Source organism: Mesorhizobium sp. P170090 (genome assembly GCF_057786115.1).
Genome location: NZ_JBYNWH010000001.1, coordinates 4410232 through 4425714, shown reverse-complemented (window position 1 = coordinate 4425714; position 15483 = coordinate 4410232). Strand labels below are relative to the sequence as shown.

The 15483-nt window shown below is 62.3% G+C and carries 16 protein-coding genes; 14 read left to right on the top strand and 2 right to left on the bottom strand.

Going from position 1 to position 15483, the window contains the following annotated elements; translation table 11 throughout:
- Positions 1-29: 29 nt before the first annotated feature.
- The gene (rpoC, locus tag AC3EML_RS21490; protein WP_023707178.1) at positions 30-4226 is read left to right on the top strand and encodes a DNA-directed RNA polymerase subunit beta'; all 4197 of its coding nucleotides are present in this window, start codon (positions 30-32) and stop codon (positions 4224-4226) included.
- A 79-nt stretch (positions 4227-4305) separates the two neighbouring features.
- On the top strand, positions 4306-4971 hold the full coding sequence (locus tag AC3EML_RS21485) for an O-methyltransferase (protein WP_023667433.1): 666 nt from the start codon (positions 4306-4308) through the stop codon (positions 4969-4971).
- Positions 4972-5017: 46 nt separating this feature from the next.
- Here the strand turns inward: AC3EML_RS21485 and AC3EML_RS21480 are convergent, their stop codons facing one another.
- Complete coding sequence (locus AC3EML_RS21480; RefSeq protein WP_352520394.1) at positions 5018-5953, bottom strand: Gfo/Idh/MocA family protein; 936 nt, start codon at positions 5951-5953, stop codon at positions 5018-5020.
- Between the two features lie 105 nt (positions 5954-6058).
- A complete protein-coding gene (locus AC3EML_RS21475; RefSeq protein ID WP_023694876.1) occupies positions 6059-6340 on the bottom strand; it encodes a hypothetical protein in 282 nt (93 codons plus the stop codon).
- 495 nt (positions 6341-6835) lie between these two features.
- Between AC3EML_RS21475 and rpsL the strand changes: the two genes are divergently transcribed.
- The 12 genes from rpsL to rpsC all read left to right on the top strand — a co-directional run bounded on the left by rpsL (position 6836) and on the right by rpsC (position 15463).
- Entirely contained in the window at positions 6836-7207 is a 372-nt protein-coding gene (gene rpsL / locus AC3EML_RS21470; protein ID WP_006333356.1) for a 30S ribosomal protein S12, read from the top strand.
- A gap of 76 nt (positions 7208-7283) precedes the next feature.
- Positions 7284-7754 (top strand): 30S ribosomal protein S7, encoded by a 471-nt coding sequence (gene rpsG / locus AC3EML_RS21465; RefSeq protein WP_008875664.1) that lies wholly within the window; start codon positions 7284-7286, stop codon positions 7752-7754.
- A gap of 30 nt (positions 7755-7784) precedes the next feature.
- A complete protein-coding gene (fusA, locus tag AC3EML_RS21460) occupies positions 7785-9875 on the top strand; it encodes an elongation factor G (RefSeq protein ID WP_023667430.1) in 2091 nt (696 codons plus the stop codon).
- Positions 9876-9940: 65 nt separating this feature from the next.
- Positions 9941-11116, top strand: a complete 1176-nt coding sequence (gene tuf / locus AC3EML_RS21455) for an elongation factor Tu (protein WP_023723394.1) — start codon at positions 9941-9943, stop codon at positions 11114-11116.
- A 69-nt stretch (positions 11117-11185) separates the two neighbouring features.
- Complete coding sequence (gene rpsJ, locus AC3EML_RS21450; RefSeq protein WP_010909272.1) at positions 11186-11494, top strand: 30S ribosomal protein S10; 309 nt, start codon at positions 11186-11188, stop codon at positions 11492-11494.
- Positions 11495-11555: 61 nt separating this feature from the next.
- A complete protein-coding gene (gene rplC / locus AC3EML_RS21445; RefSeq protein WP_023691244.1) occupies positions 11556-12284 on the top strand; it encodes a 50S ribosomal protein L3 in 729 nt (242 codons plus the stop codon).
- Positions 12284-12904, top strand: coding sequence for a 50S ribosomal protein L4 (gene rplD, locus AC3EML_RS21440; protein WP_023672750.1), 621 nt, complete (start codon positions 12284-12286; stop codon positions 12902-12904). Before rplC ends, rplD begins: the two co-directional genes overlap by 1 nt.
- Entirely contained in the window at positions 12901-13194 is a 294-nt protein-coding gene (locus AC3EML_RS21435; RefSeq protein ID WP_023672751.1) for a 50S ribosomal protein L23, read from the top strand. Before rplD ends, AC3EML_RS21435 begins: the two co-directional genes overlap by 4 nt.
- A 23-nt stretch (positions 13195-13217) precedes the next feature.
- On the top strand, positions 13218-14051 hold the full coding sequence (gene rplB / locus AC3EML_RS21430) for a 50S ribosomal protein L2 (RefSeq protein WP_023706515.1): 834 nt from the start codon (positions 13218-13220) through the stop codon (positions 14049-14051).
- Positions 14052-14067: 16 nt separating this feature from the next.
- Complete coding sequence (gene rpsS, locus AC3EML_RS21425; RefSeq protein ID WP_006205463.1) at positions 14068-14346, top strand: 30S ribosomal protein S19; 279 nt, start codon at positions 14068-14070, stop codon at positions 14344-14346.
- A gap of 2 nt (positions 14347-14348) precedes the next feature.
- The gene (gene rplV / locus AC3EML_RS21420) at positions 14349-14738 is read left to right on the top strand and encodes a 50S ribosomal protein L22 (protein WP_006205462.1); all 390 of its coding nucleotides are present in this window, start codon (positions 14349-14351) and stop codon (positions 14736-14738) included.
- On the top strand, positions 14738-15463 hold the full coding sequence (gene rpsC, locus AC3EML_RS21415) for a 30S ribosomal protein S3 (RefSeq protein WP_023672753.1): 726 nt from the start codon (positions 14738-14740) through the stop codon (positions 15461-15463). Before rplV ends, rpsC begins: the two co-directional genes overlap by 1 nt.
- The last annotated feature ends 20 nt before the right edge of the window (positions 15464-15483 follow it).

The window sequence follows — 15483 nt, the reverse complement described above, 5'->3', positions numbered from 1 at the left end:
GTTTTCGAGGACCCGAAAAGGAGAACGGCATGAACCAAGAGGTCATGAATCTCTTCAATCCGCAGGCGCCGGCGCAGGTGTTCGATTCCATCCGGATATCGCTCGCCAGCCCTGAGAAGATTCTGTCCTGGTCGTTCGGCGAGATCAAGAAGCCGGAGACCATCAACTACCGCACCTTCAAGCCGGAGCGTGACGGTCTGTTCTGCGCGCGCATTTTTGGCCCGATCAAGGACTATGAATGCCTGTGCGGCAAGTACAAGCGCATGAAGTACAAGGGCGTCATCTGCGAAAAGTGCGGCGTCGAAGTCACGCTGTCGCGCGTTCGCCGCGAACGCATGGGCCACATCGAGCTGGCGGCACCTGTCGCTCACATCTGGTTCCTGAAGTCGCTGCCGTCGCGCATCGGCACACTGCTCGACATGACGCTGAAGGACATCGAGCGCGTCCTCTACTTCGAGAACTACATCGTCACCGAGCCTGGCCTCACCGCGCTGAAGGAGCACCAACTGCTCAGCGAGGAAGAGTACATGATCGCCGTCGACGAATATGGCGAGGATTCGTTCACCGCCATGATCGGCGCCGAGGCCATTCATGACCTTCTGGCCGGCATGGACCTGGAGAAGATCGCCGGCGACCTGCGTTCGGAACTGGCTTCGACCACGTCCGAGCTGAAGCAGAAGAAGTATCTGAAGCGACTCAAGGTCGTCGAGAACTTCATGGAGTCCGGCAACCGTCCGGAATGGATGATCATGAAGGTGGTTCCGGTGATCCCGCCGGACCTGCGCCCGCTGGTTCCTCTGGATGGCGGCCGTTTCGCGACCTCCGACCTGAACGATCTCTATCGCCGCGTCATCAACCGCAACAACCGCCTGAAGCGGCTGATCGAGCTGCGCGCGCCCGGCATCATCGTGCGCAATGAAAAGCGCATGCTGCAGGAAGCCGTCGATGCGCTGTTCGACAACGGCCGTCGCGGCCGCGTCATCACCGGCGCCAACAAGCGTCCGCTGAAGTCGCTATCCGACATGTTGAAGGGCAAGCAGGGCCGGTTCCGCCAGAACCTGCTCGGCAAGCGCGTCGACTATTCGGGCCGTTCGGTCATCGTCACCGGTCCGGAGCTCAAGCTGCACCAATGCGGCCTGCCGAAGAAGATGGCGCTCGAACTGTTCAAGCCGTTCATCTACGCCCGCCTCGACGCCAAGGGGTTCTCCTCGACCGTCAAGCAGGCCAAGAAGCTGGTCGAGAAGGAGCGTCCGGAAGTCTGGGATATCCTCGACGAGGTCATTCGCGAGCATCCGGTGCTGCTGAACCGTGCGCCGACGCTGCATCGCCTCGGCATCCAGGCGTTCGAGCCGATCCTGATCGAAGGCAAGGCGATCCAGCTGCATCCGCTGGTCTGCACGGCCTTCAACGCCGACTTCGACGGCGACCAGATGGCCGTTCACGTGCCGCTGTCGCTGGAAGCGCAGCTTGAAGCCCGCGTGCTGATGATGTCGACCAACAACATCCTGCACCCGGCTTCCGGCGCGCCGATCATCGTGCCTTCGCAGGACATGGTCCTGGGTCTCTACTATCTCTCGATCGTCAATCAGAACGAGCCGGGCGAAGGCATGGTGTTTGCCGACATGGGCGAACTCCAGCACGCGCTCGAGACCAAGGCGGTGACGCTGCACTCCAAGATCAAGGGTCGTTTCCGCACGGTCGACGCCGAAGGCAAGGTCGTGTCGAAAATCTACGACACCACGCCTGGCCGCATGATCATCGGCGAGCTGCTGCCGAAGAACGTCAATGTGCCTTACGAGACGGCCAACCAGGAGATGACCAAGAAGAACATCTCCAAGATGATCGACACCGTCTACCGCCACTGCGGTCAGAAGGAGACGGTCATTTTCTGCGACCGCATCATGGCCCTCGGCTTCAGCCACGCCTGCCGCGCCGGCATTTCGTTCGGCAAGGACGACATGCTGATCCCGGACGCCAAGATCAAGCTGGTTTCCGACACCGAAGCTTTGGCCAAGGAATACGAGCAGCAGTACAATGACGGCCTGATCACGCAGGGCGAGAAGTACAACAAGGTCGTCGACGCCTGGGCCAAGTGCTCGGAAAAGGTCGCCGACGAGATGATGGCCCGCATCAAGGCCGTCGAGTTCGAGGACAGTGGCCGTCAAAAGCCGATGAACTCGATCTACATGATGTCGCATTCGGGTGCGCGTGGTTCGCCCACCCAGATGCGTCAGCTCGCCGGCATGCGCGGCCTGATGGCAAAGCCCTCGGGTGAAATCATCGAGACGCCGATCATCTCGAACTTCAAGGAAGGCCTGACCGTGCTCGAGTACTTCAACTCGACCCACGGCGCCCGCAAGGGTCTGGCCGACACCGCCTTGAAGACGGCGAACTCGGGTTACCTCACCCGTCGTCTGGTCGACGTGGCGCAGGACTGCATCGTCAACTCCGTGGATTGCGGCACCGACAAGGGCCTCACCATGCAGCCGATCGTCGATGCCGGTCAGGTCGTCGCTTCGGTCGGCCAGCGCGTGCTGGGCCGCACCTCGCTCGACGACATCACGCATCCGCTTTCGGGTGAGGTTCTGGTCAAGGCCGGAACGCTGATGGACGAACGTGACGTGGAAAAGATCGAAAAGGCCGGCGTGCAGTCGGTCCGCATTCGCTCGGCACTGACCTGCGAGGTCAGGATCGGCGTCTGTGCGGTCTGCTACGGACGCGATCTTGCCCGCGGCACCCCGGTCAACCAGGGCGAAGCCGTCGGCGTCATCGCGGCGCAGTCGATCGGCGAGCCGGGCACCCAGCTCACCATGCGTACCTTCCACATGGGCGGTACGGCGCAGGTGGTGGACAGCTCGTTCCTTGAAGCCTCGTATGAGGGCAAGGTCGAGATCCGCAACCGCAACGTGGTGCGCAACTCGGACGGCCAGCAGATGGTCATGGGCCGCAACATGGCGGTGCTGATCCTCGACGAAGCCGGCAAGGAGCGTGCCTCGCATCGCCTTACCTATGGTTCGCGCATCTTCGTGGACGATGGCGACAAGGTGAAGCGCGGCCAGCGTATCGCCGAATGGGATCCCTATACCCGCCCCGTCCTCACCGAAATCGAGGGCAAGGTGTCGTACGAGGATCTGGTCGACGGCATTTCCGTTCAGGAAACGGCCGACGAATCGACCGGCATCACCAAGCGCGAGGTTATCGACTGGCGCTCGACGCCACGCGGCAACGACCTCAAGCCGGCGATCGCCATCCTTGACCCGAAGGGCAAGGTCGGCAAGCTGTCGAAGGGCGGCGACGCCCGCTTCCTGCTCTCGGTCGAGGCCATTCTTTCGGTCGAGCCGGGTTCGCAGGTTCGTCCCGGCGACGTTTTGGCGCGTATCCCGATGGAAAGCGCCAAGACCAAGGACATCACCGGCGGTCTGCCGCGTGTTGCCGAACTGTTCGAGGCACGTCGTCCGAAGGATCACGCCATCATCGCCGAGATCGATGGCACGATCCGCTTCGGCCGCGACTACAAGAACAAGCGCCGCATCATCATCGAGCCGCATGACTCGACGCTTGAGCCGGTCGAATACCTGATCCCGAAGGGCAAGCCGTTCCATCTCCAGGACGGCGACGTCATCGAGAAGGGCGACTACATCCTCGACGGCAATCCGGCGCCGCACGACATCCTGGCGATCAAGGGCGTGGAAGCACTTGCTTCCTACCTCGTGAACGAAATCCAGGAAGTCTACCGTCTGCAGGGCGTGTCGATCAATGACAAGCACATCGAGGTGATCGTTCGCCAGATGCTGCAGAAGGTCGAGATCACGGTGCAGGGCGACTCGACCTACATTCCGGGCGACCACGTCGACGTGATCGAACTGGAAGAGGTCAACGAGCGCCTGGTCGAGGACGGCAAGAAGCCGGCCGAAGGCCAGCCGGTGCTGCTGGGCATCACCAAGGCCTCGCTGCAGACGCCGTCCTTCATCTCGGCCGCCTCCTTCCAGGAGACGACCAGGGTGCTGACCGAAGCTGCGGTTGCCGGCAAGACCGACATGCTGCAGGGCCTGAAGGAAAACGTCATCGTCGGCCGGCTGATCCCGGCCGGTACCGGCGGCACGATGAGCCAGATCCGGCGCATCGCCACCTCGCGCGACGAACTGATCATCGACGAGCGCCGCAAGGCCTCCGGTGTCGAGGTCGCCGAGCCGATGCTGACCGACATGGTCAACGCCGCGCAGTAAGCGCGGCAGGACGAGAAGAAGGAAGGGGGCCCCAGTGGCCCCTTTTCGCGTTTTGACCCCCAATCGAATCGAGGAAAACATGAGCAAGAAGGTTTGGACTGACGTCGACGACTACATCGTTTCCTCTCTCTTCGAAGCAGATCCCATCCTCGAAGCGGTGCTTGCGGCCAACCGCGACCAGGGCCTGCCGGCCATCGACGTATCGCCGGCGCAGGGCAAGCTGCTGTCGCTGCTGGTCCGCATCAGCGGCGCCAGGAAGGTGCTGGAGATCGGCACGCTTGGCGGCTACTCGACCATCTGGATGGCAAGGGGATTGCCCGTCGGCGGCAAGATCGTGACGCTCGAACTCGAGCCGCATCATGCAAAAGTCGCGCACTCGAATCTCGAGCGGGCAGGGGTGCCGGACAAGGTCGAGCTCAGGATCGGCCCCGCGCTTCAGTCGCTTGAGACGCTGGCTGCCGAAAATGCCGGTCCGTTCGATCTGATCTTCATCGACGCGGACAAGCCGAACAACCCGAATTATCTGTCATGGGCCATGCGCCTGTCGCGGCCGGGGACGGTCATCATCTGCGACAACGTCATCCGCGACGGCACCGTGCTCAACGACGATGGCCGTGACGCGTATGTCGAAGGCGCACGCGGTGCGTTTTCCTTCATCGGCGGCGACAAGCGCCTGGACGGCACCGCCATCCAGACCGTCGGCGCCAAAGGCTATGACGGGTTTGCGATTGCGATCGTCGAGTAAGGCTGCATGATGAGTGTCCGGACTGCGGTCCGGCAGAACTCATCGCTCAATCGAAGAACGCTTCCACCACATTGCGCTTGCCGAGCATGAAGGCGTCGGCCACGTGCTGCAGGGGTGCCAAATCGACATCGGAGACGCCGGCGGGTACGATTTCAGCGAAGCGCCGGTAAAGCTGGGGATATTCGGCTTCCGGCTCGTCGTGAACCACCTTGCCGTCGATGGCGAGCTTGGTGCCGCCGCCGGACAGCACCATCTTGCCCTTGTCGGTGTCCGCCCGGATGTCCCAGCTCTGTGGTCCCGTCTGCAGCCAGTCGAGCTCCATGGTCACCGGCAACCCATCCGAGGTGCGGAAGGTCACGTGGGCCGCCACAGGCGAGGCGCGGTTTTCCGGGAAGTCGAGGACGGCCGAGGTGATGAACATCGCCGGCAGGATGTGGGTTGCGATCGACAGTGCGTTTATGCCGGGATCGAAGACGCCGAAACCGCCCGGCGCCCAGATCCAATCCTGGTTCGGATGCCAGCGGCGGACATCTTCCTTCCAGACGATGGCGGCCGAGTTGACCTTGGCCGACGCCAGGAAGGCACGCGCGGCTTCCACCGCCGGCGCGTAGCGCGAATGCCAGCTGGCGAACAGTGAGACGCCACTGGCTGCCGCCAGCCGCTTCAGGTCCTCGACCTCGCTGACGGTGGCGCCCGGCGGCTTCTCCAGGAAAACATGCTTCTTCGCCATCAGCGCGGTGCGTGCCGCGTCGTAGCGGAACTGCGGCGGCATGCACAGCGAGACGGCCTCGAGGTCGGGCACCGCGTCGAGCATCGCCTCAATGGTCGGAAAATTCGGGATGCCGTCCACCTTGCCGTGCCGGCTGGCAGCGGCGATGAGGCGGTAGTCCGCATCCTTGGCCACTGCCGGCAGATGCTGGTCGCGCACGATCTTGCCGACGCCGACGATGCCGAGCTTGATGGGACCATTGTTCGAGGGCATGGGGACTCCGCGGATTCGAATTTGGCTTGTTAAGTCGCTTGGTTCTTAGCAGAGAACCGGTGCCGGGCAAGCCGGCGCGGTACAGGCGCAAGCAGCCTGTGACGCTCAGAGCGGCACGTCAAACGTGACGATCGACACCTCACCTTCGAGGGCACCCTGAAAGGCTGACAGATGCGGCTCCTCGTCGGGTTCGCCGTCCATATCGCCGATCTGGTCGAGCTCGACTTCGGCATAGCCTTCGGCCGCAAGCGATTCGAGCACCCGGCGCACGGCCGAATCGTCGTCGGGCGCAACCAGCATCACATGGACGCCTTCCGGCTTGCCGCCCTTCTTTTTCCAGACCCGGCCGGTGACGATGGTGACCGGGCGTTCCTCATTGTCGTTCACGGGCTGATTCCTCTTGAGGCGGGGGCGGGCGAGGGGTTTTGGGCTGTCCATGGCGCCTTTTGCCATGAAGAACCCGCGCATGACAGCCAAAAGCCGGTCACTTTCTTGTCTGCCCCGGTCACTTTCTTCCTCTGCCTTGCAAAACGAAGAAAGAAAATTACATGCGTTTTTCGCATGGCTGCCAAGCCGTCGTCAGCGCGCAATATTTGGCGTGCCGGGGTTGACGGTTCACGGTCTTGCGAGTAGAAGCCGCCCAGTCAGAACCGATGTGAGGCTCTCCCTTCCGAAGCGACACGCTTTGGAGTTTGCCTCAAACAGGGTTCGTTTTACGAGCGAAAAGACATTTCCGGCGCGCATGAAGCGGTTCCCGCTTCCTCTGCATTTTGTTCGGGCAGGACCGCGAGGCGCGGTTTATGGCCCGAATTTGCGTATGGAATTGGCGCTTTGAGCGGCCCTGACCGGGCGAGACACGGAATTGAGAGACAAGAGGGTTTAATGCCTACCGTCAACCAGCTGATCCGCAAGCCGCGCATTGCGCCGGTGAAGCGCAACAAGGTCCCGGCCATGCAGCAGAACCCGCAGAAGCGGGGCGTCTGCACGCGCGTCTATACAACGACGCCGAAGAAGCCGAACTCGGCACTGCGCAAGGTGGCCAAGATCCGCCTGACCAACGGCTTTGAAGTGATCGGCTACATCCCCGGCGAAGGCCACAACCTTCAGGAACACTCCGTGGTCATGATCCGCGGCGGCCGCGTCAAGGATCTTCCGGGCGTGCGCTACCACATCATCCGCGGCGTGCTCGACACGCAGGGCGTGAAGAACCGCAAGCAGCGCCGTTCGAAGTACGGCGCCAAGCGTCCGAAGTAAGGGGCGTCCGAAGTAAGATTTTCCGGCCCTGGCGCTGCTTGAATGCGTCGGGCTACGAGATTGAGAGACAAAAGCCATGTCGCGTCGTCACAGTGCAGAAAAGCGTGAGATCAATCCGGACCCGAAGTTCGGCGATCTGATCGTCACCAAGTTCATGAACGCCGTCATGTATGACGGCAAGAAGTCGGTTGCCGAGACCATCGTCTACGGTGCGCTCGACCAGGTTCAGTCGAAGACCAAGCAGGAGCCGGTCACCGTCTTCCATCAGGCGCTCGACAATGTCGCGCCGCATGTGGAAGTCCGGTCGCGCCGCGTCGGCGGCGCTACCTACCAGGTTCCGGTCGATGTGCGCCCCGAGCGCCGCCAGGCCCTGGCGATCCGCTGGCTGATTGCAGCTGCGCGCAACCGCAACGAGACCACCATGGTCGACCGCCTCTCCGGCGAGCTGATGGACGCGGCCAATAACCGCGGCACCGCCGTGAAGAAGCGTGAAGACACCCACAAGATGGCAGAAGCCAACCGCGCTTTCGCGCACTACCGCTGGTAAAGCGCGAACGAGACTGAGAAGGCATCCACGATGGCCCGCGAATACAAAATCGAAGACTACCGCAATTTCGGTATCATGGCGCATATTGACGCCGGCAAGACGACGACCACCGAGCGCGTCCTCTATTACACGGGCAAGTCGCACAAGATCGGCGAAGTCCACGACGGCGCTGCCACCATGGATTGGATGGAGCAGGAGCAGGAGCGCGGCATCACCATCACGTCCGCCGCCACCACGACCTTCTGGAAGGGTCGCAGCGGCAAGATGTACCGCTTCAACATCATCGACACTCCCGGGCACGTCGACTTCACCATCGAGGTCGAGCGTTCGCTGCGCGTGCTCGACGGCGCCATTGCGCTGCTCGATGCCAATGCCGGTGTCGAGCCGCAGACGGAAACCGTCTGGCGCCAGGCCGACAAGTATAAAGTTCCGCGGATGATCTTCTGCAACAAGATGGACAAGATCGGCGCCGACTTCTACCGCTCGGTCGAGATGATCGGCTCGCGTCTTGGTGCGCATGCCGTCGTCATGCAACTGCCGATCGGCGCTGAGACCGAGTTCAAGGGTGTCGTCGATCTCGTCGAGATGAACGCGCTGGTCTGGCGCGACGAGACGCTGGGCGCTGCCTGGGACGTCGTCGAGATCCCGGCCGACCTTCAGGCCCGGGCCGAAGAATACCGCGAGAAGATGATCGAAGCCGCCGTCGAAATGGACGAGACGGCCCTCGAGAATTACCTCGAAGGCAAGATGCCGTCGAATGACGAGATCCGCGCCCTGATCCGCAAGGGCACCATCGCGGTCAAGTTCTACCCGATGTTCTGTGGCTCGGCCTTCAAGAACAAGGGCGTGCAGCCGCTGCTCGACGCCGTCGTCGAATATCTGCCGTCGCCGGCCGATGTTCCCGCCATCAAGGGCGTCGACGCCAAGACCGACGCCGAGATCGAGCGTCATGCCGACGACAACGAGCCGCTGTCGATGCTGGCCTTCAAGATCATGAACGACCCGTTCGTCGGTTCGCTGACCTTTGCCCGCATCTATTCGGGCAAGCTGACCAAGGGCATCTCGGTCGATAACACCGTCAAGGGCAAGAAAGAGCGCATCGGCCGCATGCTGCAGATGCATGCGAATTCGCGCGCCGACGTCGAAGAAGCCTTTGCCGGCGACATCGTCGCTCTGGCTGGCCTCAAGGACACGACCACCGGCGACACGCTCAGCGATCCGCTGCACCCGGTCATCCTCGAGCGCATGGAATTCCCCGATCCGGTCATCCAGATCGCCATCGAGCCGAAGACCAAGAACGACCAGGAAAAGATGGGCCTCGCCCTTCACCGCCTGGCCGCCGAGGATCCGTCCTTCCGCGTCAAGACCGACGAGGAAAGCGGCCAGACCATCATTTCGGGCATGGGCGAGCTTCACCTCGACATCATCGTCGACCGCATGCGCCGCGAGTTCAAGGTCGAGGCCAATGTCGGCGCGCCGCAGGTGGCTTACCGCGAGACGATCACCCGCAGGCACGAGCAGGACTACACCCACAAGAAGCAGACCGGCGGTACCGGTCAGTTCGCCCGCGTCAAGATCGTGTTCGAACCGAACCCGGAAAGCTCGGAGTTCGAGTTCGAGACCAAGATTGTCGGCGGTGCGGTTCCCAAGGAATACATCCCGGGTGTCGAAAAGGGCATCAACAGCGTCATGTCGTCGGGTCCGTTCGCGGGCTTCCCGATGATCGGCGTCAAGGCGACGCTTATCGACGGCGCTTACCACGATGTGGACTCCAGCGTTCTGGCCTTCGAAATCGCCGGCCGCGCCTGCTTCCGTGAAGCCGCACCCAAGCTTGGCGTGCAGCTGCTCGAGCCGATCATGAAGGTCGAAGTCGTGACGCCGGAAGACTATGTCGGCAGCGTCATCGGCGACCTGAACGGCCGTCGCGGCCAAATCCAGGGCCAGGAAGCGCGTGGCGTGGCTGTCGTCATCAACGCGATGGTGCCGCTGGCCAACATGTTCAAGTACGTCGACAACCTGCGCTCGATGAGCCAGGGCCGCGCGGCCTACACGATGCAGTTCGATCACTATGAGCCTGTGCCGACCGCGGTCGCCCAGGAAGTCCAGAAGAAATACGCGTAACCTGAACGGGTTGCATCGGTAACTTAATTCAAGGCCCGTACGGGCGAGCAGATTGGAGACATCACATGGCAAAAGGTAAATTCGAGCGTAACAAGCCTCATGTGAACATTGGCACGATTGGCCACGTCGATCATGGCAAGACGTCGCTGACGGCGGCGATCACGAAGTATTTTGGCGAATACAAGCGCTACGACCAGATCGATGCGGCGCCCGAAGAGAAGGCCCGCGGCATCACGATTTCGACGGCGCACGTCGAATACGAGACGGCTGCGCGCCACTACGCCCATGTCGACTGCCCCGGCCACGCCGACTATGTGAAGAACATGATCACCGGCGCCGCGCAGATGGACGGCGCGATCCTGGTGGTGTCGGCCGCCGACGGCCCGATGCCGCAGACCCGCGAGCACATCCTGCTTGCCCGTCAGGTCGGCGTGCCGTCGATCGTGGTGTTCCTGAACAAGGTCGACCAGGTCGACGATGCCGAGCTGCTCGAATTGGTCGAGCTCGAGGTTCGCGAGCTTCTGTCGAAGAACGAGTTCCCCGGCGACGACATTCCGATCGTCAAGGGTTCGGCGCTGGCTGCTCTTGAAGATTCCAACAAGACCATCGGCGAAGACGCGATCCGCGAGCTGATGGCTGCGGTCGATGCCTATATCCCGACGCCGGTTCGTCCGCTGGACAAGCCGTTCCTGATGCCGATCGAAGACGTGTTCTCGATCTCGGGCCGTGGCACGGTCGTCACCGGCCGCGTCGAGCGCGGCATCGTCAAGGTCGGCGAGGAACTGGAAATCATCGGCATCCGCCCGACGACCAAGACGACCTGCACGGGCGTCGAGATGTTCCGCAAGCTGCTCGATCAGGGCCAGGCCGGCGACAACATCGGCGCGCTGCTGCGCGGCGTTGATCGTGAAGGCGTCGAGCGCGGCCAGGTTCTGGCCAAGCCCGGTACGGTGAAGCCGCACAAGAAGTTCGTGGCCGAAGCCTACATCCTGACCAAGGACGAAGGTGGCCGTCACACGCCGTTCTTCACCAACTACCGTCCGCAGTTCTACTTCCGCACGACCGACGTGACCGGCATCGTGTCGCTGCCGGAAGGCACGGAGATGGTTATGCCCGGCGACAACATCACGGTCGATGTCGAGCTGATCGTGCCGATCGCCATGGAAGAGAAGCTGCGCTTCGCCATCCGTGAAGGCGGCCGCACCGTCGGTGCCGGCATCGTCGTCACCATCAAAGAGTAATTTGGACTTAAACCGATCTGTCGCGGGCGCAGGATTTGCCCGCGCCGCGCCAGAACAAGGAAGTGACGCATGAACGGACAGAATATCCGCATCCGCCTGAAGGCGTTTGATCACCGCGTGCTCGACGCCTCGACGAAAGAAATCGTGTCGACGGCCAAGCGCACCGGAGCAAACGTCCGCGGCCCCATTCCGCTGCCGACGCGGATCGAAAAGTTCACGGTCAACCGGTCGCCTCACGTCGACAAGAAGAGCCGCGAGCAGTTCGAGATGCGCACGCACAAGCGTCTGCTCGACATCGTCGATCCGACCCCGCAGACGGTCGATGCTTTGATGAAGCTCGATCTGGCCGCCGGTGTCGACGTCGAGATCAAGCTCTAAGGGAATGAGAGCGCGGTAAGGGGCGGTGCCCCTGGCCCGGAACTCTAAAGGAATTGAACCGATGCGTTCAGGTGTGATTGCAAAGAAGGTGGGAATGACCCGCATCTATAATGATGCCGGGGAACATGTTCCCGTCACTGTTCTCCAGATGGAGAACTGCCAGGTCGTGGCTCAGCGCACGCAGGAGAAGAACGGCTATACGGCCGTCCAGCTCGGCGTTGGCCTTGCCAAGGTAAAGAACACGTCGAAGGCGATGCGCGGCCATTTCGCGACCGCTTCCGTCGAGCCGAAGGCGAAGGTCGCCGAGTTCCGCGTCTCCGCCGACAACATGATCGATGTCGGCGCCGAGATCACCGTCGAGCACTTCGTCGCCGGCCAGAAGGTCGATGTGACGGGCACGACGATCGGCAAGGGTTTCCAGGGCGTCATCAAGCGCCACCACATGGGTGGTGGCCGCGCGACGCACGGTAACTCGGTTTCGCACCGTACGCACGGTTCGACCGGCCAGCGTCAGGATCCGGGCAAAGTGTTCAAGGGCAAGCATATGGCTGGCCACATGGGCGACACCCGAGTCACCACACAGAATGTCGAGATCGTTTCGACCGACGCCGATCGCGGCCTGATCCTGATCCGCGGTGCGGTTCCCGGATCGAAGGGCGCCTGGATCCTGGTCCGCGATGCGGCCAAGGTGGCACTGCCGGCCAATGCGCCGAAGCCTGCCGCGATCCGCCCGGTTGCTGCAGCGAGCGCTGCCACGAACGAGGCTCCGGCCGCAGAGGGAGCAGAATAATGGATCTCAAGATCACAACGCTTGGCGGCAAGGACGCCGGCAAGGTGAAACTCTCCGAGGAGATTTTCGGCCTTGATCCGCGCGAGGACATCCTGCAGCGCGTCGTGCGCTGGCAGCTGGCCAAGCGCCAGCAGGGCACGCACAAGGCCAAGGGCCGCGCCGAAATCGCGCGCACCGGCGCCAAGATGTACAAGCAGAAGGGTACGGGCCGCGCCCGTCACCATTCGGCACGCGCTCCGCAGTTCCGCGGCGGCGGCAAGGCCCACGGCCCGGTCGTTCGCAGCCACGAGCACGATCTGCCGAAGAAGGTGCGCGCTCTGGGCTTGCGGCATGCTCTCTCGGCCAAGGCCAAGAGCGCGTCGATCATCATCATCGACGAGCTGAAGCTGACCGAGGCCAAGACGAAGGCGCTGATCGCGAATTTCGCGACGCTGGGCCTGACCAACGCCTTGGTGATCGGCGGTGCCGAGCTTGACCAGAACTTCAAGCTGGCGGCGACCAACATCCCGAACATCGACGTGCTGCCCATCCAGGGCATCAACGTCTACGACATTCTGCGCCGCGGCACGCTGGTCCTTTCGAAGGCCGCCGTCGAGGCTCTCGAGGAGCGCTTTAAATGACCGACCTCCGTCATTACGACGTGATCGTCTCGCCGGCGATCACCGAAAAGTCGACCATGGCTTCCGAGAACAACCAGGTTGTTTTCAACGTCGCCAAGAAGGCGTCGAAGCCGGAAATCAAGGCCGCTGTCGAAGCGCTGTTTGGCGTCAAGGTTACGGCCGTGAACACGCTTGTCCGCAAGGGCAAGATCAAGCGCTTCCGCGGCACGATCGGCCGCCAGAGCGACGTCAAGAAGGCGATTGTGACACTGGCCGACGGCCAGTCGATCGACGTCGCGACGGGTCTCTGAGCTAGGCCGCGAGGACAACAAACATGGCACTTAAAAAATTCAACCCGGTAACGCCGAGCACCCGCCAGCTGGTCATCGTCGACCGCTCGGGCCTCTACAAGGGCAAGCCCGTCAAGGGCCTGACCGAAGGCCTGACGAAGTCGGGCGGCCGCAACAATCACGGCCGCATCACGGCCCGCTTCATCGGCGGCGGTCACAAGCGTTCGTACCGCATCATCGACTTCAAGCGCCGCAAGTTCGACGTCGTCGGCACGGTCGAGCGCATTGAATACGATCCGAACCGCACCGCCTTCATCGCGCTGATCAAGTATGACGATGGCGAGCTGTCCTACATCATCGCTCCGCAGCGCCTTGCCGCCGGCGACAAGATCGTGGCCGGCGAATCGGTCGACGTGAAGCCGGGCAATGCGATGCCGCTGGCCTCGATGCCGGTCGGCACGATCGTCCACAACATCGAGCTGAAGCCGGGCAAGGGCGCCCAGGTTGCCCGCTCGGCGGGTGGCTACGGACAGCTGGTCGGTCGCGATCAGGGCATGGCGATCCTGCGCCTCAACTCGGGCGAGCAGCGTGTCGTTCACGGCTCCTGCATGGCCACCGTCGGCGCCGTGTCGAACCCCGACCACGGCAACATCAACGACGGCAAGGCCGGCCGCACGGTCTGGCGCGGCAAGCGCCCGCACAATCGCGGCGTGACCATGAACCCGGTCGACCATCCGCATGGCGGTGGTGAAGGCCGCACCTCCGGTGGCCGTCATCCGGTCAGCCCGTGGGGCAAGCCGACCAAGGGCAAGAAGACGCGGTCCAACAAGGCGACCGACAAGTTCATCCTGCGCTCGCGCCATCAGCGCAAGAGCTAAGAAGAGGTAACGCCAAGTGACTCGTTCTATTTGGAAAGGCCCCTTCATCGACGGCTACCTTCTCAAGAAGGTGGACAAGGTTCGTGAAGGTGGTCGCAATGAGGTGATCAAGATGTGGAGCCGTCGCTCCACCATCCTGCCGCAGTTCGTCGGCTTCACCTTCGGTGTCTATAACGGCCAGAAGCATGTTCCCGTCTCGGTGAACGAGGACATGGTCGGTCACAAGTTCGGTGAATTCGCTCCGACCCGGACCTATTACGGTCACGGCGCGGATAAGAAGGCGAAGAGGAAATAATCATGGGCAAGGCCAAAGCTCCGCGCAGGCTTGCTGACAACGAAGCGCGCGCCGTTCTGCGCACGATCCGTATCAGCCCGCAGAAGCTGAACCTGGTTGCCGCGCTGATCCGCGGCAAGAAGGTCGCGACAGCGCTTTCCGACCTCGAATTCTCGGCCAAGCGGATTTCCGGCACGGTCAAGAAGACGCTGGAATCGGCGATCGCCAACGCGGAAAACAACCACGACCTCGACGTCGATGCGCTGATCGTGGCGGAAGCCTATGTCGGCAAGTCGATCGTCATGAAGCGGTTCCATGCTCGTGGCCGCGGTCGCGCCAGCCGTATCGAGAAGCCGTTCTCGCACCTCACGATCGTCGTTCGTGAAGTCGAAGAAAAAGGGGAGGCCGCATAATGGGTCAGAAAGTCAATCCGATCGGTCTGCGCCTCGGCATCAACCGCACCTGGGATTCGCGCTGGTTCGCGAACACCGGCGAGTACGGCAAGCTGCTGCATGAGGACATCAAGATCCGCAAGTATCTTGAGAAGGAACTCAAGCAGGCTGCGATCTCCAAGGTCGTGATCGAGCGTCCGCACAAGAAGTGCCGCGTCACCATCCATGCGGCGCGTCCGGGTCTGATCATCGGCAAGAAGGGCGCCGACATCGAGAAGCTTCGCAAGAAGCTGATGGAGATGACGAAGTCCGAGACGCACTTGAACATCGTTGAAGTGCGCAAGCCGGAAATCGACGCGACCCTGGTCGCCCAGTCGATCGCCCAGCAGCTCGAGCGTCGTATCGCGTTCCGCCGCGCCATGAAGCGCGCCGTTCAGTCGGCCATGCGCCTGGGCGCCGAAGGCATCCGCATCAACTGCGCCGGCCGTCTCGGCGGCGCCGAGATTGCACGCATGGAATGGTACCGCGAAGGCCGCGTGCCGCTGCATACGCTGCGCGCCGATGTCGACTATGGCACGGCCGAAGCGCATACGGCTTACGGCATCTGCGGCGTCAAGGTCTGGGTGTTCAAGGGCGAAATCCTCGAGCACGATCCGATGGCTTCGGAGCGTCGCGCGACCGAGGGTGATGCTGCGCATGGCGGTGGTGGCGATCGCGAACGCGGTCGTCGTCGCGAAAACGCCTGATTATTTAGGAATTTGGAGTT